Here is a 25,602-nt window from a genome sequence, read left to right as displayed (position 1 = left end):
GTTTTTTTAAAAGCAACCATCCAACCCGGCTGGCATATCTATTCGCTTAATGTTGGTGACGGCGGCCCTATAAAAACATCTTTTGAGTTTGCGCCATCAAAACTTTACGCAACAAGCGGTAAAACTACCGAACCAACTCCAATATCTAAATTCGAGAAAGCATTCAGCATGAATGTTACTTATTTTGAAAAGGAAGTTGTTTTTCAGCAAAAGATCAGCCTTAAATCACCTACAGCAACTAATGTAACAGGCAAGCTAACTTACATGACCTGTAACGATAAAAAATGCCTGCCGCCAGAAGATGTTGACTTTACCATTCCATTAGGCAAATAAACATTCGCTGGTATATCCATGAAAATATTTAGCAAGATCAACTGGTTGCCTACATCTATTGCTGTGGTAACCTTACTCATCATATTTGGCATAAACGCGCCAAAGCCGGTTTATGCAGCGCAAAAAGGGGGCAAGGATACAACTGTATCAACCGGCGGTATCCAATTTACTGATATACCAACCGCTGCCGATAGTATAGCGATCAGGAAAAAAGCTGCCGACTCTGCTGCTAAGGCGGCAGCTGCCAAAATCGTTGTTAAGCATGACGCGCCCAAACCCGCGAAAGCCAAAACGCTTTGGCAGATATTTATAGAAGGCCTTATTGGCGGTTTTACTGCTGTTATTTTGCCTTGTATTTATCCATTGTTGCCATTAACTGTAAGCTTTTTTACCAAAAAGAGCGGCAGCCGGAGCAAAGCAGTTATGCAATCGCTTATTTACGGTATCTCCATCATTATTATATATGTAACACTGGGCTTGCTGATCTCTATCATATTTGGTTCAAGCGCATTAAATGAGCTTGCCACAAATGGTATCTTTAATATTTTCTTCTTCCTGCTGCTCATCGTGTTCGGGATCTCGTTCCTGGGCGCATTTGAGATTACGCTGCCCAGCTCATTGGCCAACAAGCTGGATGAAAATGCCGATAAAGGCGGCCTTGTCGGCATTTTCTTTATGGCATCAACCCTGGTAGTGGTTTCATTTTCGTGCACCGGCCCTATCATAGGCACTTTACTGGTTGATGCCGCGTCAAAAGGCGATAGGCTTGGGCCGGCAATGGGTATGTTTGGCTTTTCCCTGGCCTTAGCTCTTCCATTTACTATTTTTGCCCTGTTCCCATCAGCCTTAAAGAGCTTACCAAAATCGGGGGGGTGGCTAAATAGCGTGAAGGTAGTTTTGGGTTTTCTGGAACTTGCTTTCGCATTAAAATTTTTATCGAACGTTGACCTGGCCTATCATTGGCATTGGCTTGACAGGGAAGTGTTTTTATCCCTTTGGATAGCCATTGGGTTAATGATTGGGCTTTACCTGCTGGGCAAAATTAAATTTTCGCATGATAGCGATGCACCATATCTCTCAATCCCAAGGTTATTTTTATCAATAATTGTATTTGCATTCGTTGCCTATATGATTCCGGGTCTATGGGGCGCTCCGCTCAAATCTATCGGTGCCTTTTTACCACCAATAGGCACACAAGATTTTGATCTTTCGCCGATACCTGGGGGCGCTGCTGCCACAACAGCAAAACAAGATGGCAAAGAGCGAAAATACGCGGCAAATTATTCGGCACTCGCAATAAAAGGCCTGGCGCCCTGGTATGATTACGATCAGGCATTGCAGGTTTCAAAAGAGCTGCACAAACCAATATTGATTGATTTTACGGGCTTTGCCTGCGTTAATTGCCGCAATATGGAAGCCAACGTATGGTCGGACCCGGTGGTATTTAAAAAGCTACAGAACGAGTTTATCCTTTTACAACTTGTGGTGGATGATAAAGCGGCCTTAGATATTAAAGATCAGTATACATCAACTTACAGCTTTAAAAAGATAACTAACATTGGCGATAAGTGGAGCGAATTGGAAGCAAGCCGTTTCAACTCAAATTCGCAGCCGTTATATGTAATGCTTGATAGCGATGGCAAGGAAATGACCGATAAAAATGGAACAGTTTTGCCGCATTATAATGCCGATTACCATATTGATCGTTACATAAAATTTTTAGATAGCGGCATTGCTGCATACAAAAAGTAACATCGTTTAAAAATTAAGTGTAAATTCGCGGCAACTTTTAAAAGTTTGCCGCGTTTTTAATTTGATGGGGCTGGCTGCTTTAAAAATACTTAATTTTTTTATTATTCAATTTTTTAAGGTAGGGTTAAGCCAACCTTATCAGGATAAAAAATGACGCAGATTAAAACTATCGGACTTTTTACTTCAGGTGGAGACTCCCCGGGAATGAACGCAGCTATAAGGGCGGTTGTACGTACGGCTATATATTATGGTATTGATGTTACAGGCATCCGTCGTGGTTATGAAGGAATGACCAAAGGCGATTTTTTGCCGATGAACCGTAAATCGGTATCAAACATTATACAACGCGGCGGTACTATTTTAAAAACCGCACGCTGTGATAATTTCAGAACGCCCGAAGGCCGTAAACAGGCGTACGACCAGCTAAAAAAACATAATATTGATGCCCTTATTGGTATTGGCGGCGATGGTACATTTACCGGCGCCAAGGTATTTGGAGCCGAATATGACATCCCTATCATTGGCCTGCCCGGCACTATAGATAACGATTTAATGGGCACCGATTTTACCATCGGCTATGATACAGCTATTAATACGGTTGTTGAGGCCGTGGATAAGATCCGCGATACGGCAGAATCRCATGACAGGTTGTTTATTGTTGAGGTAATGGGTCGCGACTCGGGGCTTATTGCTTTGCGTACAGGTATCGCAGCCGGTGCCGAAGCCATTTTGATACCCGAAAGCAAGGGCGGCATGGAAGGCTTATTTAACCGCCTTGAAAATGGCCGTAAAGACAAAACCTCAAGAATTGTAATAGTTGCCGAAGGCGAAGAAGCCGGCGGTGCATTTGAAGTTGGCCGCCTGGTACAGGAAAGATTCCCTAATTATGATACCCGCATCTCGATACTGGGCCATATACAGCGCGGTGGTGCACCAAGTTGTATGGATAGGGTGCTGGCAAGTCGCGTTGGCGCCGCTGCCGTTGAAGCATTAAGAGATGGCCACCGTAACGAAATGATAGGCATCATTCACAACGAAATTGCCTATACACCTTTCGAACACGCCATTAAACACCATGTCGAGATCAATCCCAACCTGTTAAAACTTGTAGAGATCTTGTCAATGTAATTGGCGCAATCTTTACAATATCAGACTTACGAAGTAATTAAACTTCGTAAGTCCCTAATCGCTATGCCATCTCCCTTCAGATGAAGTGATCCGTTTCATAGTAGACAACACTTTTACAGGCTATTGAACTATGTGTTTAATAGCTTTTCTGCTACTTCCTGCCAGCTATTAACCCTTTCATAACCATCTATCAATAAGTTATGCGGTGAGGTAAACAGCAGTTTACGGCCTTTAAAAGTCACAAAGTTTTTTATCCGGTCGTCTATCATAATATCCACATCCAGTATTTTGTGGCCGCAAAAGATGATATTAGTCCAGGATATAAAAGGGAAATGCTCCTCCAGCCACTCCTGCTTATCCTCCAGCGAGTATTTAAATTCCATGGCTGCCGAGGCTATATATACATCGTATTTTTCCATAAGGGCCTTTACCACTTCCTGGCTCCCCGGCATCACTTTCAGATCACGGAAAAAGCCTCTCTCGTTAACGTATTCCCTTACAGAACTAACCAGGTGCGGGGGCAGGGTTTCGCCAAATTCCTTGCCATGCATATCGGCCAGTAATACTTCCGTTTCATGACGGTCTTTATATACCTCGATAAATTTATCAATAGTATCCGCCAATACCTCATCCATGTCAATAGCAATGCGTAGTTTTCTGTTGATGCTCATGGTGGCTCAAATTGCAATTTTTTTTATTGAAATGGCAACCAATAAATAATTAATTGCAAGGCCTTTAAATTGTTAAGAATAATTTATACCTTTGCATCCCCGCAGAAAGAACTCCGGGGACATGTTGAATACATAAAATAAAGAAATGGCAACTAAGATCAGACTGCAAAGACACGGTAAAAAAGGAAAGCCTTTTTACTACATCGTAGTAGCAGATGCCCGCGCTCCACGCGACGGTCGTTTTATTGAGCGTTTAGGTTCATACAACCCAAACACCAATCCTGCAACTATCGACATTAATTTCGACAAAACTTTAGAGTGGGTTAACACAGGTGCCCAGCCTACCGATACTTGTCGTGCTATCCTTTCATACAAAGGTGTGCTGTACAAAAAACACTTAGAAGGTGGTGTTAAAAAAGGTGCTTTAACCGAAGAACAAGCCGCAGCAAAATTTGCTGAGTGGACTGATTTGAAAGAAGGAAAGATCACCGGCAAAAAAACCAGCCTGGTATCTGCAAAAGACGAAGCACGTAAAGCTGCTTTGGCTGCTGAGGCTAAAAAGAAGGAAGAAAAAGCTGCTGCAATTGCTGCTAAAAACGCTCCTGTTGCCGAAGAAGTTGAAGCCACAGCTGACGAAGAAGCTCCGGCTGCTGATGCTGAAAGCGCAGAATAATTTTTTGATTAAAATTTACATAATGGCGAAGCAACCTCACAATAGGTTCTTCGCCATTATTGTTTAATAACGATTTTTTATGAAGACCGAAGATTGTTTCAGGGTTGGCAGTATCTTAAAAACCAAGGGCTTAAAAGGCGAAATGCAAATCTATGTAGATTTCGATGGCCTTGATGCTCTTAAATTCGACGCCGTTTTTATTGACATGGCTGGCAAAATGATCCCTTATTTTGTGCAATCCATTAAATACCTGCAAAAAAGCAATGCCTATTTGTTTTTGGAGGATGTGGATACCATTGAAAAGGCTGCCCTGATGGTAAAAAGAGACATATACCTGCCCAACAAACTAAAACCTAAAAAGAAAAAAGCTGAATTCACCCTGAATGATGTGGAAGGCTTTATCGCTATTGATGAAACGCATGGTGAGCTGGGCGAGATAACCCAGGTACACGAATACCCACAACAGCTAATTGCTACTATTCAATACAAAAACAAAGAAGTACTGTTCCCGCTTAATTTGGAAATCATTAAAGGAATTGATATTGAAGCCGGCGAGATCTATATTGATTTGCCGGAGGGCTTGCTGGATGTTTATTTACAAGATTGAGGATAAAGGTATATTTTAAGATAATCAGAGCTAAGTGCCGGTAGATTATAGGTTTGTGAGCAGCACATTTTAAATAAAGCACGCAAAACTTCGACAATTAGCACTTAAATTATATTTTTATACCTTATGCCATCACCCGCTGCATTAAGAAAGATAAGGCCCGTACAGCTTGTTGCTGTTATTTTCTTCACTGTATCCGGCGGGCCCTATGGTTTAGAACCGCTTTTGAGCTATGCCGGCGACCACGCCGCACTGGTAATACTCCTGCTTACCCCGCTTTTATGGGATGTACCGGCCATATTCACCGTGTTGGAGCTTAACAGCATGATGCCGGTAACAGGCGGTTATTATAAATGGGTAAAATATGCACTGGGCACGCGCTGGGGTTTTTACGAAGGCTGGTGGACCTGGCTTTATACCTTTGTAGACCTGGCTATATACCCCGTACTTTTTGTACAATATGCCTCCTTTTTTTATCCGGTTTTACTGCAGTACCAGGTGCCGGTTTGCCTGCTTATCATCTGGGCATCTGCAGGGTTAAATATATTGGGTATAGTACCGGTTGGAAAAGTAAGCCTGTTTTTAAGCGCCGTTGTTTTAGCCCCGGTGTTAATTTTAATTGTTTTGGCAATCCACCACCATCCCGGGCCATTAACAATTCCTGCACCATCATTAAAGCGCCTCACATTCCCATCTTTCGGTATGGCCTTGTACACCGTAATGTGGAACTGCCTGGGGTGGGATAACATTACAACCTATGCCGAGGAGGTTGAAAAGCCGGTTCGCTCCTACCTGGTATCTATGTTTATCGCCTTTGCCTTGGTAATAATTGTTTACTTTTTTATCACCTGGATAACACAGCAATCGGGCATTAACCATGATACCTTAACAAACAATGGCTTCCCGGCCTTGGGCGTGCTCATTGCCGGAAATTGGCTGGGGGTAGTAATTGCAATAGGCGGAATGGCCAGCACATTGGGAATATATGCGGCTGTGTTATTATCTGTATCTCGTGTGCCCCAGGTAATGGCCGGAGACAATTTATTACCCTCCGGCCTTAACAAACTGCACAAAAGATTTAAAACACCATATATATCTATCATTATTTGTTCATTGGTGGTAAGCTTCATGATCCTTTGGACCTTTGCCGATCTGCTAATCATCGATGTTACCGTTTATGGAGCCGGTTTATCATTAGAGTACATCGCTTTGGTACAGCTACGGATAAAAGAGCCGGATAAAAAAAGGCCCTTCAGGATTCCCTTAAGTATAACCGGCCTCTGCCTTGTTCTTTTATTGCCGTTTATAGTGTATGGCGTTGCATTGGGCGGTGCGCTTTCATCAACACCAAAGGCGCTTACAGCCGCGGGCTTTGCCATAACCGCCTTATTAAGTGCAGAGGTGGCATGGCGTATAATTTTACTTAGCAGGCCACATTTGAAAAACAGTTTCCCACGACCGCATTCATCGGAAAAAAAATAAAAGGCTGTCTGCTACCTTGCTTGGTCAAGAATATGCATTGTAAAAATTCGGTTATGTTGCATACACGTGGTTTTCAACTGCCTTCCCCCGCAAATAAACCGCTACCTTTAGGTGTACCAATCATATTTTCATGCAAAAATGTTTATTCAATTGTGTTACCTTAATAGCTTTGCTGCTTTTTGTTTCACCAGTCTCAGCACAACGCCGTAGAGCCCCAAAACCTGCTGGCCAACCCGCCGAAGTGCAGATCACCCCTTATAAAACTACCATGCTGGCCAATGGCACCGATGATGTCATGATAAAAGTGGTAGTAATTGACAGCAATGGTGATGAAGTAAAAACAGCAGGGAACCTCATCCGTTTTTCAGTTCGGGGAGATGCGCGCATTGCCGCCATTACAACTATTGACCAAAAAGATGCAGCAGCTACAATTGCCGATACCGCGGCGCAAGCTAATTTAAAAAATGGCCTGCTTTGGGTTAAAGTGATAGCAGGCCGTACGCCAGGTCGTATTAAATTCGAAGCAAGATCCGATAGTTTATGGACGGGCTCAACCGAGATTCATACAGTACAGCCAGGCACACCACATAAAGTTACCAATGATAAATACACAGCCAAAACGATAACAGGTAAAATATTAGGCGCCGACATTTCTTTCCTGCCCGAACTGGAAGCCAGGGGTGTCAAATTCAGCGATAATGGTATTGAAAACGATGCTATCCGGATACTAAAAGCACAAGGTTTTAATTATATCCGCCTGCGGATTTTTAATAACCCCGCGGGGCCAAAAGGCTACTCGCCCAACAAGGGCTTTTGCGATCTTGAGCATACCAAACAAATGGCCCGGCGGGTTAAAGCTGAAGGAATGAAATTATTGCTCGATTTTCATTACAGCGATTACTGGGCCGATCCGCAGCAGCAAAACAAACCGGCAGCATGGGTTGGCCAGGATTTTACTACGCTAAAAAAATCAGTTCAGGATTATACAGCTATGGTGATGCAGCAGCTAAAAGCCCAGGGCACCACACCCGATATGGTACAGGTAGGTAACGAAATAAACCATGGGATGATATGGCCCGATGGGCAGATTGGTAACCTGGATAGCCTGGCCCAGCTTATCTACTCGGGAGTAAAAGGAGTGAAAGCCGTTAGCCCTAAAACAGTAATTATGATACACATTGCTTTGGGTGGGCAAAGCCTCGAATCCCGCTTTTTTATGGATAACATGACCGCGCGCAATTTACCCTTTGATGTGATAGGCTTATCGTACTATCCCAAATGGCATGGTACACCTGCTGACCTGAAAGCCAATATGGCCGGCCTGTCTAAACGTTACAACAAGCAGATCATGGTGGCCGAGTATACCCAGTTAAAAAGAGAGGTAAACGATATCGCCTTCACCGTTCCCGGCGGTAAGGGAATAGGTGCGTTTATATGGGAGCCACTCAGCACATGGGAGCAGATCTTTGACCGCGACGGTAAATCAAATGCGTTGATAGATATTTACCCGAAAATAGCCAAAAAGTACAGCATTAAGCCATAATCCACCCGTTGCAATATAAACTTCAATTTATTTACATTTGAAAAAACCACATCCACATGAATATTAAACATAATTGTTTTTTGCTGTTAACAGGCGTTGCTTTATTTGCAGGTTGCAGCCCAAATAACAAAACTCAGGAAACAGAAAAAGCGATAACACCCGATGAAATTAAAGCGCAGATTGCCGTATTGGCAGCCGATTCGTTAATGGGCCGCAAGCCATTTACCGAAGGTGAAAATAAAGCAATAGCCTACATCTCATCGGAGTTTAAAAAAGCAGGTTTAGAGCCAGGCAATAATGGCAGCTATTTCCAGGATGTACCTATGGTAGAGATCACAAGTACGCCATCGGAAACGATGGAAATTGGCGGCGGCAAGGCCCCGATGCCCCTGCATGCCGGGGCTGATTTTGTAACCTCCACCCGCCAGGAAGTAAGTGGGGTCGAACTAAAAAAATCGCCATTGGTATTTGCCGGTTACGGCGTTGTCGCCCCTGAATATGGCTGGAATGATTATGCAGGGCTGGATGTAAAAGGTAAAACCGTAATTGTACTGGTTAATGATCCGGGGTTTAAATCGGGCAGCCCGGATTTTTTCAAAGGCGATACCATGACCTATTATGGTCGCTGGACCTATAAGTATGAGGAAGCCGCCCGCCAGGGTGCAGCCGGAGTAATTATTGTACATCAAACAGAACCGGCCAGCTATGGTTGGAAGGTGGTGCAAAACAGTTTTGCCGGTGCCAAGCTTTACCTGCAGCAAAAAGACAAACATATGTCGCGCTGCAAGGTGGAAGGCTGGATAACCGAAGATGCCGCCAAAAAACTATTAGCGGATGCCGGGATAAGCGGCGACATCCGCGCCGTTGCCCGCAAAAAAGGGTTTAAGGCCATCCCGCTAAACAGGGATATCTCTTTAACTATTAGCAATAAATTAAAATACTCCACATCGCGTAATGTTATAGGTACTATTAAAGGCAACACACGGCCAGATGAGTATGTATTATATACAGCCCACTGGGACCACCTTGGTATCGGCAAGCCTGATGCCAAGGGCGATAGCATTTACAACGGCGCGGTTGATAATGCAAGCGGTGTTGCTGCACTTGTTGGCGTAGCCAAAGCCTTTAAAAATGCCAGGGAGAAACCTCAGCGCTCTATAGTTTTCCTTGCGGTTACCGCAGAAGAACAAGGCTTATTGGGTTCGGAATATTATGCAACCCACCCGGTTTACCAGCTCAATAAAACCGTTGCCGACCTGAATATGGATGCCCTTGGCAGCTATGGCGAAACCAAAGACATTGCCATTACCGGCAAAGGCCAAAACGACCTGGAAAATTATGTGGCCGATTTTGCGAAACGGGATGGCCTAACCATAGTGGGCGACCGTACACCGGGCTCCGGAAGTTATTACCGCTCAGACCATTTTAACTTTGCAAAACTTGGTGTGCCTGCATTGGATATTAATAACGGCAGCATCAGCAAAACCCAGGGAGCAACCTATGGTGCCGATAAACAAAAGGAATATGTTGACCAGCGTTATCACCAGGCAGCCGATAACTACAGCAGCGATATGGACGCTACGGGCATGGCCCAGGTAGCCGATATTCTTTTCCGGGTGGGCACAAAACTAAGTAACGAAACCTCCTTCCCCGGCTGGAAGCCAGGATCGGAGTTTAAGGCGGTTAGGGATAAGGCAATGGGGAAATAGAGAATAAGATATAAAAGAATCTTTAAAAGCCTGAGACTCGTGTGCAGAAGCCTTACCTACCATGGTTCGACAGGTTCACCATGACAGCCAATTTTTATAAAACTAAAAAATCCACCCCGTAACAGAAGGTGGATTTTTTTGATGTATATATAGTGAAACTAATGCCCCGAGGGACAAACTTAGTTGCTCATTTTAGCGATGTTGAAGCTTTCGAAAGCCATTTTTTGGTTGTATTCGTTGGCCATGCTCTTATAATTGATCAGGTCGACAATGGTACCGATAAAGCAAAAGCCGGCTGTGAAAAAGAATAGCAAGCCCATACCAATTTGGTCTGTAAGGAAACGCTGAACGCCGGATGCTCCTACAAAACCTAATAAGGTAGCCAGCATCAGATCCTGCGGGTTTCTGCGTTTTCCGTAGTAAACGCTCATAAAATATCTTTGCTGATTTTCATTCAGGAATGCTGTAGCTTGTTGTAAAAAAGCATGTTCTTCGGGAGTCATTCCGTCGAACATCATATATGGGTTTTGGTAAGTGTCCATTTTCTAAAAGGTTAAGTTTGTGTGTGTTTTATGATATAAAGGTATATCGACACACCATAAACACCTATACATTATAGGTTAGCAGGGGAAACAAGTCGGTGAAATAGTGGGTTTCGGCGGTGAATTTTCCGGGAGGAAGGAGCTAATGGCTCAGTAATCATTGTCATCGCCAGGTCCAGGCAATTACGCCAAAAGAGTCTACAAAATTATGTGCTTCGGAAGGACGAGGCTCGGGAAGGAACATTGGAACTGCGCTAAACAGGTTAAATAAGCGCCTTATCTCATTATTTCAGTGGATAATAAGACAAGGCGGTTATTCCTAAGTGTTTACAAAATCAAGGATGGCAATTTGTATTAAGAAGTAAAAGCAATTGCGGCCTTTCCTATCCTGCTAATAGTTTCCTCTTTGCCCAACAAAGCGGCTATATCAAACACATGCGGACCAAACTTGCCACCAACCAGCATAATACGGAAAGGCAACATCACATCACCTACCTTTAACGCCTTTTCTTCGGCAAGGGCTTTAAATTTAGTTTCCAGATCATGGGCTTCGATATCGCCATCGGCGCTTAACAGGTCCGTTAATACCCTAAAGAAATCCGTTTTAGCATCTGTCCATTTTGGTTTTACAGCATTTAGGTCATATTCCTTAGGCTGCTCAAAAAAGTAGCCCGCCTGCAGATAAAAATCCGGCAGCAACACACAGCGGTCTTTTACCAGGTTGATAACCGTTTCCAGTTTTTCATCAGCGGCAACAACAATCCCTTTATCTGCCAAAATCTTGCAAACTGCCAACTTCAAACTGCCAACTTCCGAGCGTTTTATCCACTCGGCATTAAACCACTTAGCTTTTTCAAAATCAAATTTCGCACCGGCCTTGCTAACCCGATCTATCGAGAATTTTTCTATCAATTCATCAAGGGTAAATATCTCCTGGTCGGTACCATCATTCCAGCCCAGTGTCGCCAGTAAATTTAAAAATGCTTCCGGCAAGAAGCCCAGCTCGCGGAAACCAGGGGTAAGCTCTCCTGTTTTGGCATCAAACCAACTCATGGCATATACCGGGAAACCCAGGCGTGCACCATCGCGCTTGCTTAGCTTGCCGTGCCCATCGGGTTTTAATATCAACGGTAAATGTGCCCATTGCGGCATGTCGGCTTTCCAGCCAAGGTATTCCCAAAGAAGTAGGTGAACCGGCGCAGATGGCAGCCATTCTTCACCCCGGAAAGCATGCGAAATTTTCATCAGGTAATCATCAACCACAACTGCCAAATGATACGTCGGCATTCCGTCGGCCTTTAGTAAAACCTTATCGTCAACCTGGTTAGTTTCAAAACTTACGTGCCCGCGTATCATATCATTAAAGCTTACTGTTTCATCAGCAGGCATTTTTATGCGAATTACATGGGGCGTGTGAGCATCCAACAAAGCATCAACCTCATGTTGTGGCAGTGAAATAGAGTTACGCAAAGTTTCGCGATAAACCAGCCCGTATTGAAAGTTAGGAATCTCTTTACGGTTCTTATCTAGTTCCTCGGCAGTATCAAATGCATAATAAGCATGTCCCTGCATTACCAGGCGCTCCGCATACTCACGGTAAATAGCCTTACGTTCGCTTTGGCGATAGGGCGCAAATGGGCCGCCGGCAACCGGGCTTTCGTCCGGGTGTAAGCCACACCATTTAAGGCAATCTAAAATATATTGTTCGGCGCCCTCTACGTAGCGGGTTTGGTCGGTATCCTCAATCCTCAAAACAAAATCGCCATGGTGTTTTTTGGCGAATAAATAGTTAAACAACACGGTGCGTACCCCTCCCAGGTGCAAGCCACCTGTCGGGCTCGGTGCAAAACGAACTCTTACTTTTTTATCGGTCATGATGGCGCAAAGATAAGTTTATTTTAGATGTGCAGATTTCAAATTACAGATGTGCCAGGGAAGTAATCGCTTTTAAAATTAAATTAAAACTTTCACCATGGCGATGGGATTGAAACCTGGGGTGTCCGAATGATTTTTTCCGAGGACTACTGTGTGGATCCATTTTTATATATCCAAAACTGTTGCGTTCGCAACAGGCGAAACAGTAAAAAATAACATCTACCTAACAATCAACACATTACTAATTGTCATAAAATCAAAACCGCAACAAAACCGCAACAGCAGACTAAAAAGAGCGGCTATCAAAAGGCAAACCTTTTAGGTTGCAAACCAGGTGATTCCCCTATTTAACCGAAACTTTCCTCGTTTCCAATTAAGGGATCACGCATTCACCTGTCCTTTTTATTTCTTCAGAACACCCAAGGTTTCAAACCCATCGCTATTTGCCAATATTCGGTGCCAAACAGTTTCATTTAATAGCTTTTTCTGGCGTTTGACCCTTTAAATAATTTAAAAGCGATTGCTGACAGATGTGCAGATGATTTGAAAATAATAATTTCAGCTTTATTATTTTAAAAATTCGCACCTATGAAATCCGCATCTATGAAATCTCCACATTTAAATAAAAATCACGTTATTTGAGCCTTGGCCAGCATGAACCCATATCAGCGAAAAAAACGGTGGAAGTACTTACTGCTCGCGTTTGCGATTGTAATAGCCAGCGGATCTTTAATTTATACCCGGTACCTGGTTAAAAACATCGCCCGGTCTGAACGCACGCGGGCACAGGTTTGGGCTATGAGCATGAGGCAGATCCTAAACTCCGACGATAACGACTTTTTGCAATATACCATAGCCGTGCGCGATAGCTTAATTGTACCGGCCATTGTTACTGATGGCAAAGGCGATATTCGCTTATCGCGCGGATTGGATACTACAAAAACCTTTATTGACCTTCCATCAGCAGATAGTAAGAAAAAATACGACCCGGAGTATTTTAAGGAAGAGTTGGAGTACATGAAAAAACAGCATGCACCAATAAGAACCCAGATTTTGGGCGAGGAGACCCTGGTTTATTATAAAGATTCGCCCCTTTTGCAGCAACTTCGCCTTTTTCCATACATCCAGTTAACGGTAATCGCTATATTTTTGCTGATGGCTTATACTGCCTTCAGCTCCGCCCGCAAATCTGAGCAGGACCAGGTTTGGGTTGGTTTGGCCAAAGAAACCGCGCACCAGCTGGGCACGCCAATATCATCGCTAATGGCATGGATAGAACTGATGAAAGAAAAATTCAACGCCGAAGATGATGTACTGGTGGCCGAAATGGAAAACGACGTAAAACGGCTGGAAATTGTGGCTGATCGTTTCTCAAAAATCGGATCAAAACCAGTATTGGAAGAGCACGGCGTTTATGAAGTAGTAAAAGATTTTGTTGATTACTTTAGGGTGCGCGTAAGTAAAAATATAAGTTTTGAAATGAGTGGAAACCCTCACCTTAACGCGGGCCTGAATGTTCCGTTGTTTGATTGGGTAATAGAAAACCTGCTTAAAAACGCCGTTAATGCCATTGACGGTAAAGGCAGTATAAAGGTTGAGATTACTGGTAATAAAATAAAAAACCAGGTATATATTGATGTAACCGATACGGGTAAAGGCATCCCGCGTTCTAAATTCGATACCGTTTTTCAGCCGGGATRCACCACCCGCAAACGCGGTTGGGGTTTAGGTTTATCCTTAACCAAACGGATGATAGAGAACTACCACAACGGGCAGATATTTGTAAAAGATTCGGAAGTGGGCAAAGGGACAACTTTTAGAATAGTATTAAAAAACACACGCAATGATAAGCAGACCCAATCCTGATGAATATTCGCCATTTGCGGCAGGCTATGTTGGCCTTGTACCCAATGAAAATGTAATTGACTTATTGGAGCAACTAATGGCATCAAGTTATCAACTGTTTAGCAACATTACTCCCGAACAGGCAAATTTTGCCTATGCACCCGGCAAGTGGACCGTTAAACAGGCTCTCGCCCATATGATAGACACCGAGAGAACCTTTGCCTACCGGGCCATGGTATTTTCGCGTAACCATATTGAACTGCCTGGGTTTGACCAGGATGTTTATGTTGCTAATACCGATGTAAGCGGAATTAGCATTAAGGATCTGGCCGGGGAATTTAAAGCCTCCCGCTTATCGAACATATACATGATCAAAGGCTTTAGCAATGATCAGCTATTACGCGATGGTATTGCAAGCAATAGCCGGTTTACGGTAAGGGCATTTGTTTACATGCTGGCTGGGCACGAACTGCACCATTTGAATATTTTTAGGGAGCGGTATAACATTGGGTAGAGTTTCCAAAAACCATCATGCCGAAACTGATTTCGGCATGAGTTCCGCTAAAATAAAACGCCCTCATTAATTAATGAAGGCGTTTTATTTTAACTGCGATCGCTCTTACTTCTGTATACTCACTTCTTCCCTATCCAATACTTCCTTTTTTTCGATCTTATATGACAGGAACAAGCCAGCACCGCCAAAGATGGCTATAAGCGATAAGTAAAGGAAGAATACATCGTCATCCATGTTTTGAAATACCGAATGATCCAATATAAATGCAAGGAACAACCCAATACCTGAACCAATAAGCAGCAATCCCCATTTTAAGTTTTGATAGGGTGCTGATTGTGGCTTGTAACTGCGGGGGTCCATACCTCTTTCAATCATTGCCATTCTTTCGCGTTTATATAAGTAAACAACGGCAAAGATCATGGCGAAAAAGCCTAATGATATAACGATGCCTGCTAATATTCCTAAATTCCCGGTGTCCATTTTATTTTAATTTTAATAAGTTAATAAATTTCGTTTTTTAACCACCATAACTGGTGTATTTGTAAGTTATGACAACATGGATTTGAAGCAGGTTACAGGCCCGCATAAAAATAATTGAAAATAAGTGTTCGGTTTTGTAAATGAATGGTAGTAGCTGGTCCTGAGCTATCTGCCCCCCTACGGCTATCCAAAATTTTGACAAAAAAAAGCCCGGACAATTTCTCATCCGGGCTTTCTATATTTTTATTCCTTCCCCTTGAATGGGGCAGGGTTTAATTCATCCTATAAGGTGCAATCAAATAAAATTCGGGGATCTGTACATTAAAGCTTGCATTATCAAGCAGTCGTATCATCTGGTATTCACCTTTCATGCTGCCCATATCGGTTTTAAGATTACAGCCAGATACATATTCGTGCGCATGTCCTGGTTCTATAACTGGTTGCTGACCAACCACGCCTTCACCTTCAACTTCGCGCTTGGCTCCGTTTGAGTCAAAAATATACCAATGGCGGCCAATTAATTGTATCGCGTAGTTGCTCATGTTCTCGATATTTACCTTGTAGGCAAACATAAAATGATCATTAGCCGGATTAGAATATTCGGGTTGGTATATGGTCTCTATAGAAACCTTAACGCCTTCTGTTATAGTGGTAACCATTTGCATCAGTCTCTTATTACTTCAAATATAATGAAAGAGAGCAAATATTACGCCATTTCAATGGCATATTTTTCATCTATTTCGGCAAGTATCTGTTGTACTTCGTCTAAAGTACCTGCAGTTACCAGCCTCATCCGAAACTCTTTAAAGTGATCCACACCTTTAAAATAGTTAGAATAATGCCTGCGCATTTCAAAAATTCCGGTTTTAGGCCCTTTCCACTCTATAGATTTTTGCAAATGCGTTGAGCACGCTGCAATACGCTCGGTAATGGTTGGCTTTTCTAAGTGCTCCCCGGTTTTAAAAAAATGCTTTATCTCCCTAAATATCCATGGGTAACCAATTGCCGCACGGCCTATCATCATGCCATCCACGTCAAATTCCATTTTCCAATTCGCGGCTTTTTCTGGTGAATCGATGTCTCCGTTGCCGAAAATGGGGATTTTTATCCGCGGGTTTTTTTTAATATCGCGAATCAACGACCAATCTGCAACGCCTTTGTACATCTGTGCGCGGGTGCGGCCATGTATGGTAAGGGCTTTAATACCCACATCCTGCAGGCGCTCGGCCACTTCATATACGTTTTTGGTATTATCATCCCAGCCAAGACGCGTTTTCACGGTTACAGGCAGGTGTGTTGCTTCAACAACGGCCCTGGTCATGGCCACCATTTTATCAATATCCTGTAATAAACTGGCACCGGCACCGCGGCAGGCCACCTGTTTTACAGGACAGCCATAATTGATATCCATCAGATCGGGGCCGGCCAGCGAGGCTATTTCCGTGGCTTCGCGCATGTGGTCGATATCACTGCCAAAGATCTGGATGCCGATAGGGCGCTCGTACTCAAATATATCCAGCTTTGCGCGGCTTTTGGCAGCATCGCGGATTAATCCTTCTGATGAGATAAATTCGGTGTACATCATATCCGCACCGTTTTGCTTGCACACATAACGGAATGGCGGATCGCTCACGTCTTCCATCGGCGCCAGCAACAGCGGGAACTCTCCTAAATCAATATTTCCTATTTGTACAGACATGCTTATCTTTAGCGTTGCAAAAATAAGCATTTTACCCCAAATGATAAAAGAACCCATAAAGGACTACATACCACAGACAAACCAGCCGGCAATATTTGTACAGTTTTTAGCTATTGTTGGGATAACCATTGGCTTAGTAATTATTTTTTCATTTATTGCAGCGGGAATTATACTGGCAATATTCGGATTTAAAACCCTTGCAGATACATTCAGTTTCGATACTCAAAACCCGCATGTTGGCACCACATTATGGATATTGCAGATAGTTAGCACCACGCTGCCGCTGTTTGTTGCGCCTGTGCTTTTTGCCCGGTTTATCGTATCAGATACATCAACCTATTTAAAGCCTACCTTTAGGTTTCTGCCCGTTTTTTTATTGCTGATATTCACTGTCATGCTGTTTTCATCGCCCGTTATGGAAATGCTTAGCAATATCAATCAAAAGCTAACATTGCCGGCGGCGCTTAAAGAGCTTGAGGATAAGATGCGCGCAATGGAGCTATCGGCACAAAAAGCAACGGAGGCTATGCTAAAAATGAAAACTATCTGGGCCATGCTTTGGGCTGTGCTTGTGGTTGGCCTGTTAACGGCCATTGCCGAAGAGTTTTTATTCAGGGGCGTAATTCAAACTATTTTTGTTCAGTGGACCAAAAACAAACATACTGCTATCTGGATAACAGCAATCCTGTTTAGCGCTTTTCATATGGAGTTTTTTACCTTTTTACCCCGGGTATTCCTGGGCGCCCTTTTTGGCTATTTTGTTGCCTATAGCGGCAGCATCTGGACGGGTGTTTGGGGTCACTTTTTAAATAATGGCTCGGCCGTGGTTATTACCTACTTATATCAGCGTAAAACTATTACACTGGATCCCGATGATCAACATGTATTTAATTATCCGGTGTATGCTTTTAGCTTAATAATTGTTTTATTTTTGCTTTTTATATACAGGAATATCGCAATGAGCAAAAAACCGGAGTTAAGTAATTGATGGAAAAAAACTGGATCAAAATATTTAGTTCATCCAATTTTTATCAATCAGAGATTGTTAAGCAAGTGCTTACCGGGCACCAAATTGACACTGTTTTATTAAACAAACAAGACTCTTCGCATCGCGCCTTTGGCGACATTGAAGTTTATATTCACCAGGAGGATTTTAGCAACGCCATTGAGATCATGATCCTCAACCAAATTAATTTATGAGATTACGCGCCATTACCGGCTTCTTTTTTATCATCGTGATGATTGCCTCCAATTTACTCGGGGCGTATGTTTTTAGTGTGTTTTACTTATCGCTTGCATCATTTTGCCTGTTTGAGTTTTATAAACTGATAAAAGAGGGAGGTATAAAAGCCAGCCGCGAAAGCGGCATCGTCAACGGAGCATTGCTTTTTGCTTTCATTGCGGCCAATTGTTATTTCCCTGCGTGGCGTTTTATTTTCTTTTTACCAGTAAGTTTTAGTGCCATTTATATACAGGAGCTTTATAAAAAAACCCAGGCCCCATTCAGTAATATTGCCTTTACTTTTTTAGGGATAATGTTTGCGGTTGTACCCTTCATTTTTTTTCATGCCCTGGCCTTTATTAATGGCGCTTTTAACTTCCACATTCCATTGGCATTTTTGATCATTTTGTGGAGCAACGATACCGGGGCCTATTTAGTAGGAAGCAAAATGGGTAAAACAAAGCTATTTGAGCGGCATTCGCCCAAGAAAACATACGAGGGCTTAATTGGCGGTATCATCATCAGCGCTGTAGCCGCACTGATATTGAGTCGTTTTTATGTTGAGCTTACCTGGAAACAGTGGGTAACTATATCTGTCCTTATTTCCTGCTTTGGTACTATGGGCGACCTGGTAGAATCTATGTTCAAACGCAGCATTAATGTAAAGGACAGCGGGGGCATATTACCTGGCCATGGCGGCCTGTTAGATAGGTTCGACGGCTTATTAATGGCTGCACCTATTGTTTATGCATACCTGTACTTCATTTCAAATTTGTAGCTTTGTAATAAATCATCTATAATATGACTTTTCATAAAGAAGGATACACTTCACTGGCACTCACCATACTGTTCATTTTTGTGCTGAATGCGCTGATACAGTTTTATTTCCCGCAAGCGCATACGCTAAAATGGATCATCTACATTTTATCGGGATTTTTCTTTTTGGTGATTGTGCAGTTTTTCCGCAGTCCGTTCCTTGATATCAGTACCGATGAAACTACTGTGCTTTGCCCTGCCGATGGAAAAGTAGTAGTAATTGAAGAAACAGAAGAAACAGAATTTTTAAAAGACAAACGGATCCAACTATCGGTATTTATGTCGCCGGTAAATGTGCACGTAAATCGCAACCCGATTGCCGGTGTGGTAAGCTATTTTAAATATCACAAAGGTAAATACCTGGTAGCCTGGCATCCCAAATCATCAACCGAGAATGAGCGGACCACAATTTGTGTTCAAAACAGCGAGGGCGTATCGGTATTATTCAGGCAAATTGCAGGTGCTTTGGCCCGCCGTATTGTATGGTATGTAAAGGAGGGTGATATTGTTGAGCAAGGTCAGCAATTTGGCTTTATCAAATTTGGTTCGAGGGTTGACGTGTTTTTACCATTAGGCTCCAAAATATTAGTAAACATTGGCGATGTTGTAAAAGGCGGCAGAACCATCCTGGCCGAACTGCCAAGTGCTTTAACGGCAGTAACAGAAAAAATAGCCGCCAAAGTAATGCCGGTTAATGATGCTGAGCCAACCATGATCATCAATGAAAGCCATCAGCAGGAATTACCATTGGTTATTGATCATCCTGAGGTTGAAAAACCAAAACCGGCGGAAAAAAAGGTCGCCCCGAAAAAGAAGCCTGCTGCTAAGCCTAAGAAGACGGAAGAGTAATCTTACTAACAATAAGACAACACCCTTTTGTCATCCTGGAACGCTGTGAAGGATCTGTTATTCGCCGTGTTTTTTAGCATTGTAAAGTATGCTAATAGATTCTTTACAATGCTGAATGACAAATCTTTCAAACGTCACTTCTTTAGCCCCTCCCGGATTTTACAACAAATACATATATATAAAGAGAAAGGCCACGGATTCCCGCGGCCTTTCTCTTTTCCAAAACTCCTGAATGAGGCAGAGGGTTAATCAATCCATTCAAACTTAGTATATGGGACCAGCACCTCGGGCACTTTAATACCTTTTTCGGTTTGGTTGTTCTCAAGTAATGTAGCCACAATACGGGGCAAAGCCAGTGCGCTGCCATTAAGTGTATGCGCCAATTGTGTTTTACCTTCGGCATTGCGGAAACGCAGTTTAAGGCGGTTGCTCTGGAACGTCTCGAAATTAGATACAGAAGAAACTTCAAGCCAGCGTTGTTGCGCGGCACTCCAGGTTTCCATATCATAAGTTAAAGCCGAGCCAAAGCCCATATCCCCTCCGCAAAGGCGAAGCACACGGTAAGTCAAGCCCAGTTTTTGCAACAGGCCTTGTACGTGGGCGCTCATTAGCTCCAGCGTTTCGTATGATTTATCGGGGTGTACAACCTGCACAATTTCCACCTTATCAAACTGGTGCAGGCGGTTAAGCCCACGTACGTGCGCACCGTATGAACCGGCTTCGCGACGGAAACAAGGCGTGTGCCCGCAATTTTTAACCGGTAATTCATCTGCCTTTAATATCACATCGCGGTATAAGTTGGTAATTGGCACCTCCGCGGTAGGGATCAGGTATAATTCATCTTCATTTACAAAATACATCTGCCCCTCTTTATCAGGAAGTTGCCCGGTTCCAAAACCAGAGTCTTTATTAACCATCAGCGGTACACTAACTTCGCTGTAGCCCGCTTTTTCGGCTTCGTCAATAAAATAATTAATCAAAGCGCGTTGCAATTTGGCTCCTTTATTTTTATATACCGGAAAACCGGCGCCGGTTATTTTAACACCCAGTTCAAAATCTATCAGGCTGTATTTTGCAGCCAGCTCCCAATGAGGCAATGCATTTTGGGGTAATTGAGGCACTGTTCCGTTCTCTAAAACCACCTCGTTTTCCTCTGGGGTTAACCCTTTTGGTACCGAGCTGTGTGGCAGGTTGGGCAGCAAAACCAGTTTTTGGTATAGTTCGTCTTCGGTAACCGCTAACTGATCGCCAAACTTTTTTATATCTTCTTTCCAGGCGCCTGTTTTTGATTTTATTTCCTCGGCTTCGGCTTTTTTTCCGGCGCGCATCAACTCGCCAATTTGTTTTGCAGCTGCATTGGCCTCGGCCGAAACGTTGTCCATACTGGTTTGAGTTGAACGACGTTTATCATCTAACCCTATTATCTCATCAACCAGTTCGGGCTGTTTAAAATTTTTTACAGCCAAACGTTCTAAAACCTGTTCCCTGTTATCGCGGATATAACTAACTTGCAGCATTATTTTATTTTTTGACAAAGATATAATTTGTTTTAGTTAATAGTCCATGGTCCATAGTCGATGGCTCCTGGAATTACGTATAATGATTTGGTTTTGAAGCTAAAAAACTATGGACCATCGACTATGGCCATCGACAAAAAACGTATAAATGCCCGGTAAACTATACTTAGTACCCACCCCAATTGGTAACCTGGAGGATATCACCTTCCGGGCGATCCGTGTTTTAAAGGAGGTCGACCTGGTCCTGGCTGAGGATACACGCACATCGGCCCCGCTATTAAAACATTTCGATATCCACCAGAAAGTATTTGCACATCACCAGCATAATGAGCACCAGTCATCAAACGAGATCATTAAGTTTTTGCTGCAGGGCAAAAATATCGCGCTGATATCTGACGCCGGCACACCCGCCATATCCGATCCCGGCTTTTTCCTGGTTCGCGAAGCTTTAAAGTTTAATATCGCGGTAGAATGCCTGCCTGGCGCTACGGCTTTTGTACCCGCGTTGGTAAACTCAGGCTTCCCTACAGATAGATTTTGCTTTGAGGGCTTTTTGCCATTGAAAAAAGGCAGGCAAACCCGGTACAAGTTTTTGGCACAGGAAGAGCGCACCATTATACTATACGAATCACCCCATCGTTTATTAAAAACACTGGATGAAATGGCTACTTATTTTGGTGCCGACAGACAGATCTCGGTATCGCGCGAACTAACCAAAATGTTCGAGGAGACTGTACGGGGCACGGTTGCCGAGGTTAAACTATATTTTGAAACGCATCCTTTAAAGGGCGAGTTTGTAATGTGTGTGGCAGGGGCCGAAGCAAAATCATCAAAGGATAAGTACAGGGACGAAGAAACCGAAGAATAAGGCGATTATGGAAAATTATTTAGATAGCGCCATAAAGCGATTTGCGTACTACAAAATGCTTGGAGAGCAAACATTTGAGCAATTGAATGATGCCGACTTATTTTGGCGTTTTAATGAAGAAAGCAACAGTATTGCCATTATAGTTAAACACCTATCGGGCAATATGCTATCGCGCTGGACTGATTTTTTAAACGCCGATGGAGAAAAACCATGGCGCCATAGGGATGCCGAGTTTGAAGATAAAATTAACACCCGTGCCGAACTGCTAAGTATCTGGAACGAGGGCTGGGAATGCCTGTTTGCTGCTTTAAACTCCATAGCTCCGGATGATTGGCAAAAAGTTATTTACATCCGTAATGAGGCGCATACCGTTGTGGACTCTATTAACAGGCAGCTTGCACATTATCCATATCATGTTGGTCAGATTGTATTTATTGGGAAAATGATAGCCGGTTCAAAATGGAAGTCGTTATCAATCCCTAAAGGCAAATCGGAAACGTTTAATGCAGATAAATTTTCAAACCCCGACGGTGCAGTCAAATAGATCTACATAATATATTTAATGAAAAAAAATCTTCCGTTAGCTATACTTTCCGGCTTATTACTGTGGATAGCATGGCCGCCTACCCCATATACCACTTTCCTGCTTTTTATTGGTTTTGTACCGATGCTACTGGCGATGGAGAACATTATTCAATCAGCATCCCCCAAAAAAGGTAAGCAGATCTTCAACGTAACCTTTATCGGCTTTTTTGTTTGGAACACTGCATCTATCTATTGGGTATATAACGCCCTTAAGCAGGTAGGCAATTTAGTGGCTATCCCTATTACATTAATACCATACGCGCTTGGTCCGTTGCTGATGGCTACGGCATGCTGGTTGTATTACCGCCTGCGTATTTTAACCAACCGCAGTTTGGGTTTGGCCGGTTTGGTATGCTTGTGGATTGGCTACGAATACCTGCACCAAAGCTGGGATTTGAATTTCCCCTGGATGACTTTAGGAAACGGGTTTGCTGTAACCCACCAATGGGTTCAATGGTATGAGTATACCGGAGTTTATGGGGGTACAATTTGGGTATGGGCTGCAAATATCCTGGCTTTTTTAATTTATGCAGGCCTGCGCGAAGCCCAAACAAAACAAGTAAGGCTTAAGCTTATTAGTGCTTTTGTGCTTACATTGCTGCTGCCAATATGCTTTTCGTTATACACCTACTACAATTATACCGAACAAAAAAACCCTTCAAACATAGTAGCCGTTCAGCCTAATATTGATCCTTATGAAAAAGGAGGAACTATACCTGTAGCAACACAGATAGATATTCTCATCCGCCTGTCGCAAAGTGTGGCACAGCCTAATACGGAGTTTTTTTTATGGCCCGAAACCGCCATTCCCGGCTATATAGATGAGGATAGGATTCTTGAAAGCCAATACTATAAGCAGGCCCATCATTTGTTACGTAATTATAAAAATGGAAACCTGGTAACCGGGAGTGAAACATACCGGTTATTTAATAGCCGCGCCACACCAACCGCAAGCCCAACATTGCAACCAGGCGTATTTGCCGATAGCTATAGCTCGGCGCTTAATATCGAAAATGGCGACAAGGTACAATTCTACCATAAATCGAGGTTAGTGCCAGGAGCCGAATCATTGCCATTTGGTAATGTATTATCATTTTTAAAACCAGTTTTTGAACATTTGGGGGGCGCTACAGGTGCTTATGGCAGTCAGCCGGATGCGGATGTTTTTTATTCGCAAAGCGGCATCGGGGTTGATCCTGTTATCTGTTTTGAATCTATCTGGGGGGCATATGTGGCCCGTTCTGTAAAAAAGGGAGCCCAGTTTATCACTGTTATCACTAATGATGGCTGGTGGGAAAATACATCAGGGAAAGATCAACACCTGGATTATGCCAAGCTTCGCGCTATCGAAACCCGCAGGTGGGTAGCCCGCTCTGCAAATACAGGTATTTCGGCTTTTATTAACCAGCGCGGCGATATTGTACAACAAACCAAATGGTGGACAAAAACCGCTATCAAGCAGGATATCAACCTTAACTCCGATATTACATTTTACGTTCAGCATGGCGATTATTTACCAAAAGCAGGAAGCGGAATTGCCGTATTACTAATGCTGTTTATTATAGTAAAGCCGCGGTTGAAAAAGAGGGTAGCAGCAGCGTAAATGAAAATGTTGAAATAACGGGTTATTTACGCCAGCTGTTCGTTCCGCTTTAAAATAAATGCCATCAGATCATTTATTGGCTGCTTAATAACCTTGCCGGTTTTTACACCTTGCTCATGGCAAAGCGCGATAAGTTCTTCGGCAAAAAAGTAGGCTATGGACCCTACAAAATGGCACTTGTATTTGTGATATTCGTGGTACGATTTAATGTTGGTTTTAATGAACTCCATCAACCCCCGCTCTAAAATTTCCTGCCCGTATGGCGTGGTCTTTATCTCACTTACAAATTTTGAGAAAGAAGCCAGGTAGGTGTTACCATTAGGCTTTTGGTAAACATTTTTGATGACGATATCTTTGTTCAGGTGATAGGCTTCTTCAAACCTTGTATTGATTACCTCTGGCATCCGGCCATATAAAAAATCGGTAATCAGGGTTTTGCCAAACCATGTGCCCGAGCCCTCATCGCCCAAAACATAACCCAGGCCATGTTGGCCTTCAAATATTTCCTCCCCATCAAAAAATGATATGTTTGACCCGGTACCCATCACGCAGCAAATGCCCTTTTCATGACCACAGGTTGCATAGGCGCAACCTAAAAGGTCGCTATCTACAGATACATATGCTTTGGGAAAATACAGGCTGATAGCATTGGAAACAATCTCGTGCCTGTCAGGGCTCGAGCAACCCGCTCCGAAGAAATAGATTTCCTCAATCTTATCGGCATAGGCAAGCATGCCGGGTGCCTGATCGTGAATTACCTTGGCGATTTCTTTTTCGCTCAAAAAATATGGGTTTAAGCCCGCGGTTTTAAAAGACACCGAATCCTGCTGACCGACGTGCAGCAACCAGTCTGTTTTTGAAGATCCGCTATCAGCTACTAAAATCATGCACTAAGTTCTTCAAGGGCTTTTGTGGTTAATGGCTTATGTATATGCTGAGTAATATATTTATTGTTTGCCGATTGCTCCATTTCAGTAGGATCAAGCGAAGATGAAAGCATAAATATTTTTATGCTTTCCTTATCAATTTCCAACAGGTCATATTCCTCCAAAAACTCAAAACCGCTCATTGTAGGCATACGGATATCAAGGAAGATAACATCCGGTTTAACGATTCCCAACCTGAGCGAATCAATAGCTTCGGCGGGCGATTGGCGCACAATTATAGTTTCCGCAAAATTGCTGGCCTCTAAAACCTTACGCGTAACAAAGTTGTCGATGTAGTTATCATCGATCAATAAGCAAATTTTGTAGGGGTTAGACATACATCAAATATATATCTTTTTACAA

25 protein-coding genes and 1 pseudogene are annotated in these 25,602 nt (G+C 43.1%); 17 read left to right on the top strand and 9 right to left on the bottom strand.

Going from position 1 to position 25,602, the window contains the following annotated elements:
* From AC1DPZ_RS02045 to pfkA, 3 genes are all read left to right on the top strand, one after another.
* Positions 1-333: protein-disulfide reductase DsbD domain-containing protein (locus tag AC1DPZ_RS02045; protein WP_477400893.1), on the top strand; the 333-nt coding region annotated here is incomplete at its 5' end.
* Between the two features lie 18 nt (positions 334-351).
* A complete protein-coding gene (locus AC1DPZ_RS02040) occupies positions 352-2,085 on the top strand; it encodes a protein-disulfide reductase DsbD family protein (protein ID WP_477400891.1) in 1,734 nt (577 codons plus the stop codon).
* Positions 2,086-2,235: 150 nt separating this feature from the next.
* Positions 2,236-3,213: a 6-phosphofructokinase gene (pfkA, locus tag AC1DPZ_RS02035; protein WP_477400889.1), complete on the top strand. Its 978-nt coding sequence runs from the start codon at positions 2,236-2,238 to the stop codon at positions 3,211-3,213.
* A 128-nt stretch (positions 3,214-3,341) separates the two neighbouring features.
* Here the strand turns inward: pfkA and AC1DPZ_RS02030 are convergent, their stop codons facing one another.
* On the bottom strand, positions 3,342-3,884 hold the full coding sequence (locus tag AC1DPZ_RS02030; protein ID WP_477400887.1) for a 5' nucleotidase, NT5C type: 543 nt from the start codon (positions 3,882-3,884) through the stop codon (positions 3,342-3,344).
* 145 nt (positions 3,885-4,029) lie between these two features.
* On the opposite strand from AC1DPZ_RS02030, the gene AC1DPZ_RS02025 reads away from it, so the two are divergent.
* The 5 genes from AC1DPZ_RS02025 to AC1DPZ_RS02005 all read left to right on the top strand — a co-directional run bounded on the left by AC1DPZ_RS02025 (position 4,030) and on the right by AC1DPZ_RS02005 (position 9,898).
* On the top strand, positions 4,030-4,557 hold the full coding sequence (locus tag AC1DPZ_RS02025) for a 30S ribosomal protein S16 (protein WP_477400886.1): 528 nt from the start codon (positions 4,030-4,032) through the stop codon (positions 4,555-4,557).
* Positions 4,558-4,636: 79 nt separating this feature from the next.
* Complete coding sequence (gene rimM / locus AC1DPZ_RS02020; RefSeq protein ID WP_477400885.1) at positions 4,637-5,164, top strand: ribosome maturation factor RimM; 528 nt, start codon at positions 4,637-4,639, stop codon at positions 5,162-5,164.
* Positions 5,165-5,290: 126 nt separating this feature from the next.
* Positions 5,291-6,646, top strand: coding sequence for an APC family permease (locus AC1DPZ_RS02015; protein ID WP_477400884.1), 1,356 nt, complete (start codon positions 5,291-5,293; stop codon positions 6,644-6,646).
* Between the two features lie 130 nt (positions 6,647-6,776).
* Positions 6,777-8,189: a glycosyl hydrolase 53 family protein gene (locus AC1DPZ_RS02010; RefSeq protein ID WP_477400882.1), complete on the top strand. Its 1,413-nt coding sequence runs from the start codon at positions 6,777-6,779 to the stop codon at positions 8,187-8,189.
* 56 nt (positions 8,190-8,245) lie between these two features.
* The gene (locus AC1DPZ_RS02005; RefSeq protein WP_477400880.1) at positions 8,246-9,898 is read left to right on the top strand and encodes a M28 family metallopeptidase; all 1,653 of its coding nucleotides are present in this window, start codon (positions 8,246-8,248) and stop codon (positions 9,896-9,898) included.
* Positions 9,899-10,077: 179 nt separating this feature from the next.
* Here the strand turns inward: AC1DPZ_RS02005 and AC1DPZ_RS02000 are convergent, their stop codons facing one another.
* Together AC1DPZ_RS02000 and gltX are read right to left on the bottom strand one after the other, a co-directional pair.
* Complete coding sequence (locus tag AC1DPZ_RS02000) at positions 10,078-10,440, bottom strand: TM2 domain-containing protein (RefSeq protein ID WP_477400879.1); 363 nt, start codon at positions 10,438-10,440, stop codon at positions 10,078-10,080.
* Positions 10,441-10,794: 354 nt separating this feature from the next.
* Complete coding sequence (gene gltX / locus AC1DPZ_RS01995; protein ID WP_477400878.1) at positions 10,795-12,315, bottom strand: glutamate--tRNA ligase; 1,521 nt, start codon at positions 12,313-12,315, stop codon at positions 10,795-10,797.
* A 654-nt stretch (positions 12,316-12,969) separates the two neighbouring features.
* On the opposite strand from gltX, the gene AC1DPZ_RS01990 reads away from it, so the two are divergent.
* Both AC1DPZ_RS01990 and AC1DPZ_RS01985 read left to right on the top strand, forming a co-directional pair.
* Positions 12,970-14,181 carry a sensor histidine kinase gene (locus AC1DPZ_RS01990; protein WP_477400876.1) on the top strand — a complete coding sequence of 404 codons (1,212 nt, stop codon included), beginning with the start codon at positions 12,970-12,972 and terminating at the stop codon, positions 14,179-14,181.
* The gene (locus tag AC1DPZ_RS01985; RefSeq protein ID WP_477400874.1) at positions 14,159-14,674 is read left to right on the top strand and encodes a DinB family protein; all 516 of its coding nucleotides are present in this window, start codon (positions 14,159-14,161) and stop codon (positions 14,672-14,674) included. The genes AC1DPZ_RS01990 and AC1DPZ_RS01985 overlap by 23 nt, the downstream gene beginning before the upstream one ends.
* 105 nt (positions 14,675-14,779) lie before the next feature.
* On the opposite strand, the gene AC1DPZ_RS01980 is transcribed toward AC1DPZ_RS01985, so the two are convergent.
* From AC1DPZ_RS01980 to dusB, 3 genes are all read right to left on the bottom strand, one after another.
* Positions 14,780-15,154, bottom strand: coding sequence for a DUF6249 domain-containing protein (locus AC1DPZ_RS01980; protein WP_477400873.1), 375 nt, complete (start codon positions 15,152-15,154; stop codon positions 14,780-14,782).
* 272 nt (positions 15,155-15,426) lie between these two features.
* The gene (gene apaG, locus AC1DPZ_RS01975; protein ID WP_477400872.1) at positions 15,427-15,813 is read right to left on the bottom strand and encodes a Co2+/Mg2+ efflux protein ApaG; all 387 of its coding nucleotides are present in this window, start codon (positions 15,811-15,813) and stop codon (positions 15,427-15,429) included.
* 47 nt (positions 15,814-15,860) lie between these two features.
* Complete coding sequence (dusB, locus tag AC1DPZ_RS01970; protein ID WP_477400894.1) at positions 15,861-16,853, bottom strand: tRNA dihydrouridine synthase DusB; 993 nt, start codon at positions 16,851-16,853, stop codon at positions 15,861-15,863.
* Between the two features lie 40 nt (positions 16,854-16,893).
* Here dusB and AC1DPZ_RS01965 point away from each other — a divergent pair, with 40 nt between their 5' ends.
* The 4 genes and pseudogenes from AC1DPZ_RS01965 to AC1DPZ_RS01950 all read left to right on the top strand — a co-directional run.
* The gene (locus AC1DPZ_RS01965) at positions 16,894-17,841 is read left to right on the top strand and encodes a lysostaphin resistance A-like protein (protein ID WP_477400870.1); all 948 of its coding nucleotides are present in this window, start codon (positions 16,894-16,896) and stop codon (positions 17,839-17,841) included.
* Positions 17,841-18,053 (top strand): putative signal transducing protein, encoded by a 213-nt coding sequence (locus AC1DPZ_RS01960; protein WP_477400869.1) that lies wholly within the window; start codon positions 17,841-17,843, stop codon positions 18,051-18,053. The genes AC1DPZ_RS01965 and AC1DPZ_RS01960 overlap by 1 nt, the downstream gene beginning before the upstream one ends.
* Positions 18,050-18,853 carry a phosphatidate cytidylyltransferase gene (locus AC1DPZ_RS01955; protein WP_477400867.1) on the top strand — a complete coding sequence of 268 codons (804 nt, stop codon included), beginning with the start codon at positions 18,050-18,052 and terminating at the stop codon, positions 18,851-18,853. The genes AC1DPZ_RS01960 and AC1DPZ_RS01955 overlap by 4 nt, the downstream gene beginning before the upstream one ends.
* A 23-nt stretch (positions 18,854-18,876) precedes the next feature.
* A pseudogene (locus AC1DPZ_RS01950) lies at positions 18,877-19,530 on the top strand (phosphatidylserine decarboxylase family protein); the annotation flags it as partial.
* Positions 19,531-19,985: 455 nt separating this feature from the next.
* Here the strand turns inward: AC1DPZ_RS01950 and serS are convergent.
* Positions 19,986-21,257: a serine--tRNA ligase gene (serS, locus tag AC1DPZ_RS01945; protein WP_477400866.1), complete on the bottom strand. Its 1,272-nt coding sequence runs from the start codon at positions 21,255-21,257 to the stop codon at positions 19,986-19,988.
* 148 nt (positions 21,258-21,405) lie between these two features.
* Here serS and rsmI point away from each other — a divergent pair, with 148 nt between their 5' ends.
* Genes rsmI through lnt form a run of 3 tightly spaced genes read left to right on the top strand, consistent with a single transcriptional unit; the run spans position 21,406 to position 24,313 of the window.
* The gene (gene rsmI, locus AC1DPZ_RS01940; RefSeq protein ID WP_477400865.1) at positions 21,406-22,125 is read left to right on the top strand and encodes a 16S rRNA (cytidine(1402)-2'-O)-methyltransferase; all 720 of its coding nucleotides are present in this window, start codon (positions 21,406-21,408) and stop codon (positions 22,123-22,125) included.
* Between the two features lie 7 nt (positions 22,126-22,132).
* Complete coding sequence (locus tag AC1DPZ_RS01935) at positions 22,133-22,669, top strand: DUF1572 domain-containing protein (protein WP_477400864.1); 537 nt, start codon at positions 22,133-22,135, stop codon at positions 22,667-22,669.
* A gap of 18 nt (positions 22,670-22,687) precedes the next feature.
* On the top strand, positions 22,688-24,313 hold the full coding sequence (gene lnt, locus AC1DPZ_RS01930; protein ID WP_477400863.1) for an apolipoprotein N-acyltransferase: 1,626 nt from the start codon (positions 22,688-22,690) through the stop codon (positions 24,311-24,313).
* 26 nt (positions 24,314-24,339) lie between these two features.
* On the opposite strand, the gene AC1DPZ_RS01925 is transcribed toward lnt, so the two are convergent.
* Complete coding sequence (locus AC1DPZ_RS01925) at positions 24,340-25,200, bottom strand: N-acetylglucosamine kinase (protein ID WP_477400862.1); 861 nt, start codon at positions 25,198-25,200, stop codon at positions 24,340-24,342.
* On the bottom strand, positions 25,197-25,550 hold the full coding sequence (locus AC1DPZ_RS01920) for a response regulator (RefSeq protein ID WP_477400860.1): 354 nt from the start codon (positions 25,548-25,550) through the stop codon (positions 25,197-25,199). The genes AC1DPZ_RS01925 and AC1DPZ_RS01920 overlap by 4 nt, the downstream gene beginning before the upstream one ends.
* Positions 25,551-25,602: the final 52 nt, after the last annotated feature.

It is taken from the genome of Mucilaginibacter sp. P4_G9, assembly GCF_056400985.1.
The sequence above is the reverse complement of the archived record's forward strand: the minus strand, read 5'-3'. Positions and strand labels throughout refer to the sequence as shown.

What these genes read in the sequence shown, in the direction of transcription:
- AC1DPZ_RS02040 (WP_477400891.1), top strand. Translation starts at nt 352, where the DNA reads ATGAAAATATTTAGCAAGATCAACTGGTTGCCTACATCTATTGCTGTG.
- AC1DPZ_RS02030 (WP_477400887.1), bottom strand. Translation starts at nt 3,884, where the DNA reads ATGAGCATCAACAGAAAACTACGCATTGCTATTGACATGGATGAGGTA.
- AC1DPZ_RS02025 (WP_477400886.1), top strand. Translation starts at nt 4,030, where the DNA reads ATGGCAACTAAGATCAGACTGCAAAGACACGGTAAAAAAGGAAAGCCT.
- rimM (WP_477400885.1), top strand. Translation starts at nt 4,637, where the DNA reads ATGAAGACCGAAGATTGTTTCAGGGTTGGCAGTATCTTAAAAACCAAG.
- AC1DPZ_RS02015 (WP_477400884.1), top strand. Translation starts at nt 5,291, where the DNA reads ATGCCATCACCCGCTGCATTAAGAAAGATAAGGCCCGTACAGCTTGTT.
- AC1DPZ_RS02010 (WP_477400882.1), top strand. Translation starts at nt 6,777, where the DNA reads ATGCAAAAATGTTTATTCAATTGTGTTACCTTAATAGCTTTGCTGCTT.
- AC1DPZ_RS02005 (WP_477400880.1), top strand. Translation starts at nt 8,246, where the DNA reads ATGAATATTAAACATAATTGTTTTTTGCTGTTAACAGGCGTTGCTTTA.
- AC1DPZ_RS02000 (WP_477400879.1), bottom strand. Translation starts at nt 10,440, where the DNA reads ATGGACACTTACCAAAACCCATATATGATGTTCGACGGAATGACTCCC.
- gltX (WP_477400878.1), bottom strand. Translation starts at nt 12,315, where the DNA reads ATGACCGATAAAAAAGTAAGAGTTCGTTTTGCACCGAGCCCGACAGGT.
- AC1DPZ_RS01985 (WP_477400874.1), top strand. Translation starts at nt 14,159, where the DNA reads ATGATAAGCAGACCCAATCCTGATGAATATTCGCCATTTGCGGCAGGC.
- AC1DPZ_RS01980 (WP_477400873.1), bottom strand. Translation starts at nt 15,154, where the DNA reads ATGGACACCGGGAATTTAGGAATATTAGCAGGCATCGTTATATCATTA.
- apaG (WP_477400872.1), bottom strand. Translation starts at nt 15,813, where the DNA reads ATGGTTACCACTATAACAGAAGGCGTTAAGGTTTCTATAGAGACCATA.
- dusB (WP_477400894.1), bottom strand. Translation starts at nt 16,853, where the DNA reads ATGTCTGTACAAATAGGAAATATTGATTTAGGAGAGTTCCCGCTGTTG.
- AC1DPZ_RS01965 (WP_477400870.1), top strand. Translation starts at nt 16,894, where the DNA reads ATGATAAAAGAACCCATAAAGGACTACATACCACAGACAAACCAGCCG.
- AC1DPZ_RS01960 (WP_477400869.1), top strand. Translation starts at nt 17,841, where the DNA reads ATGGAAAAAAACTGGATCAAAATATTTAGTTCATCCAATTTTTATCAA.
- AC1DPZ_RS01955 (WP_477400867.1), top strand. Translation starts at nt 18,050, where the DNA reads ATGAGATTACGCGCCATTACCGGCTTCTTTTTTATCATCGTGATGATT.
- serS (WP_477400866.1), bottom strand. Translation starts at nt 21,257, where the DNA reads ATGCTGCAAGTTAGTTATATCCGCGATAACAGGGAACAGGTTTTAGAA.
- rsmI (WP_477400865.1), top strand. Translation starts at nt 21,406, where the DNA reads ATGCCCGGTAAACTATACTTAGTACCCACCCCAATTGGTAACCTGGAG.
- AC1DPZ_RS01935 (WP_477400864.1), top strand. Translation starts at nt 22,133, where the DNA reads ATGGAAAATTATTTAGATAGCGCCATAAAGCGATTTGCGTACTACAAA.
- lnt (WP_477400863.1), top strand. Translation starts at nt 22,688, where the DNA reads ATGAAAAAAAATCTTCCGTTAGCTATACTTTCCGGCTTATTACTGTGG.
- AC1DPZ_RS01925 (WP_477400862.1), bottom strand. Translation starts at nt 25,200, where the DNA reads ATGATTTTAGTAGCTGATAGCGGATCTTCAAAAACAGACTGGTTGCTG.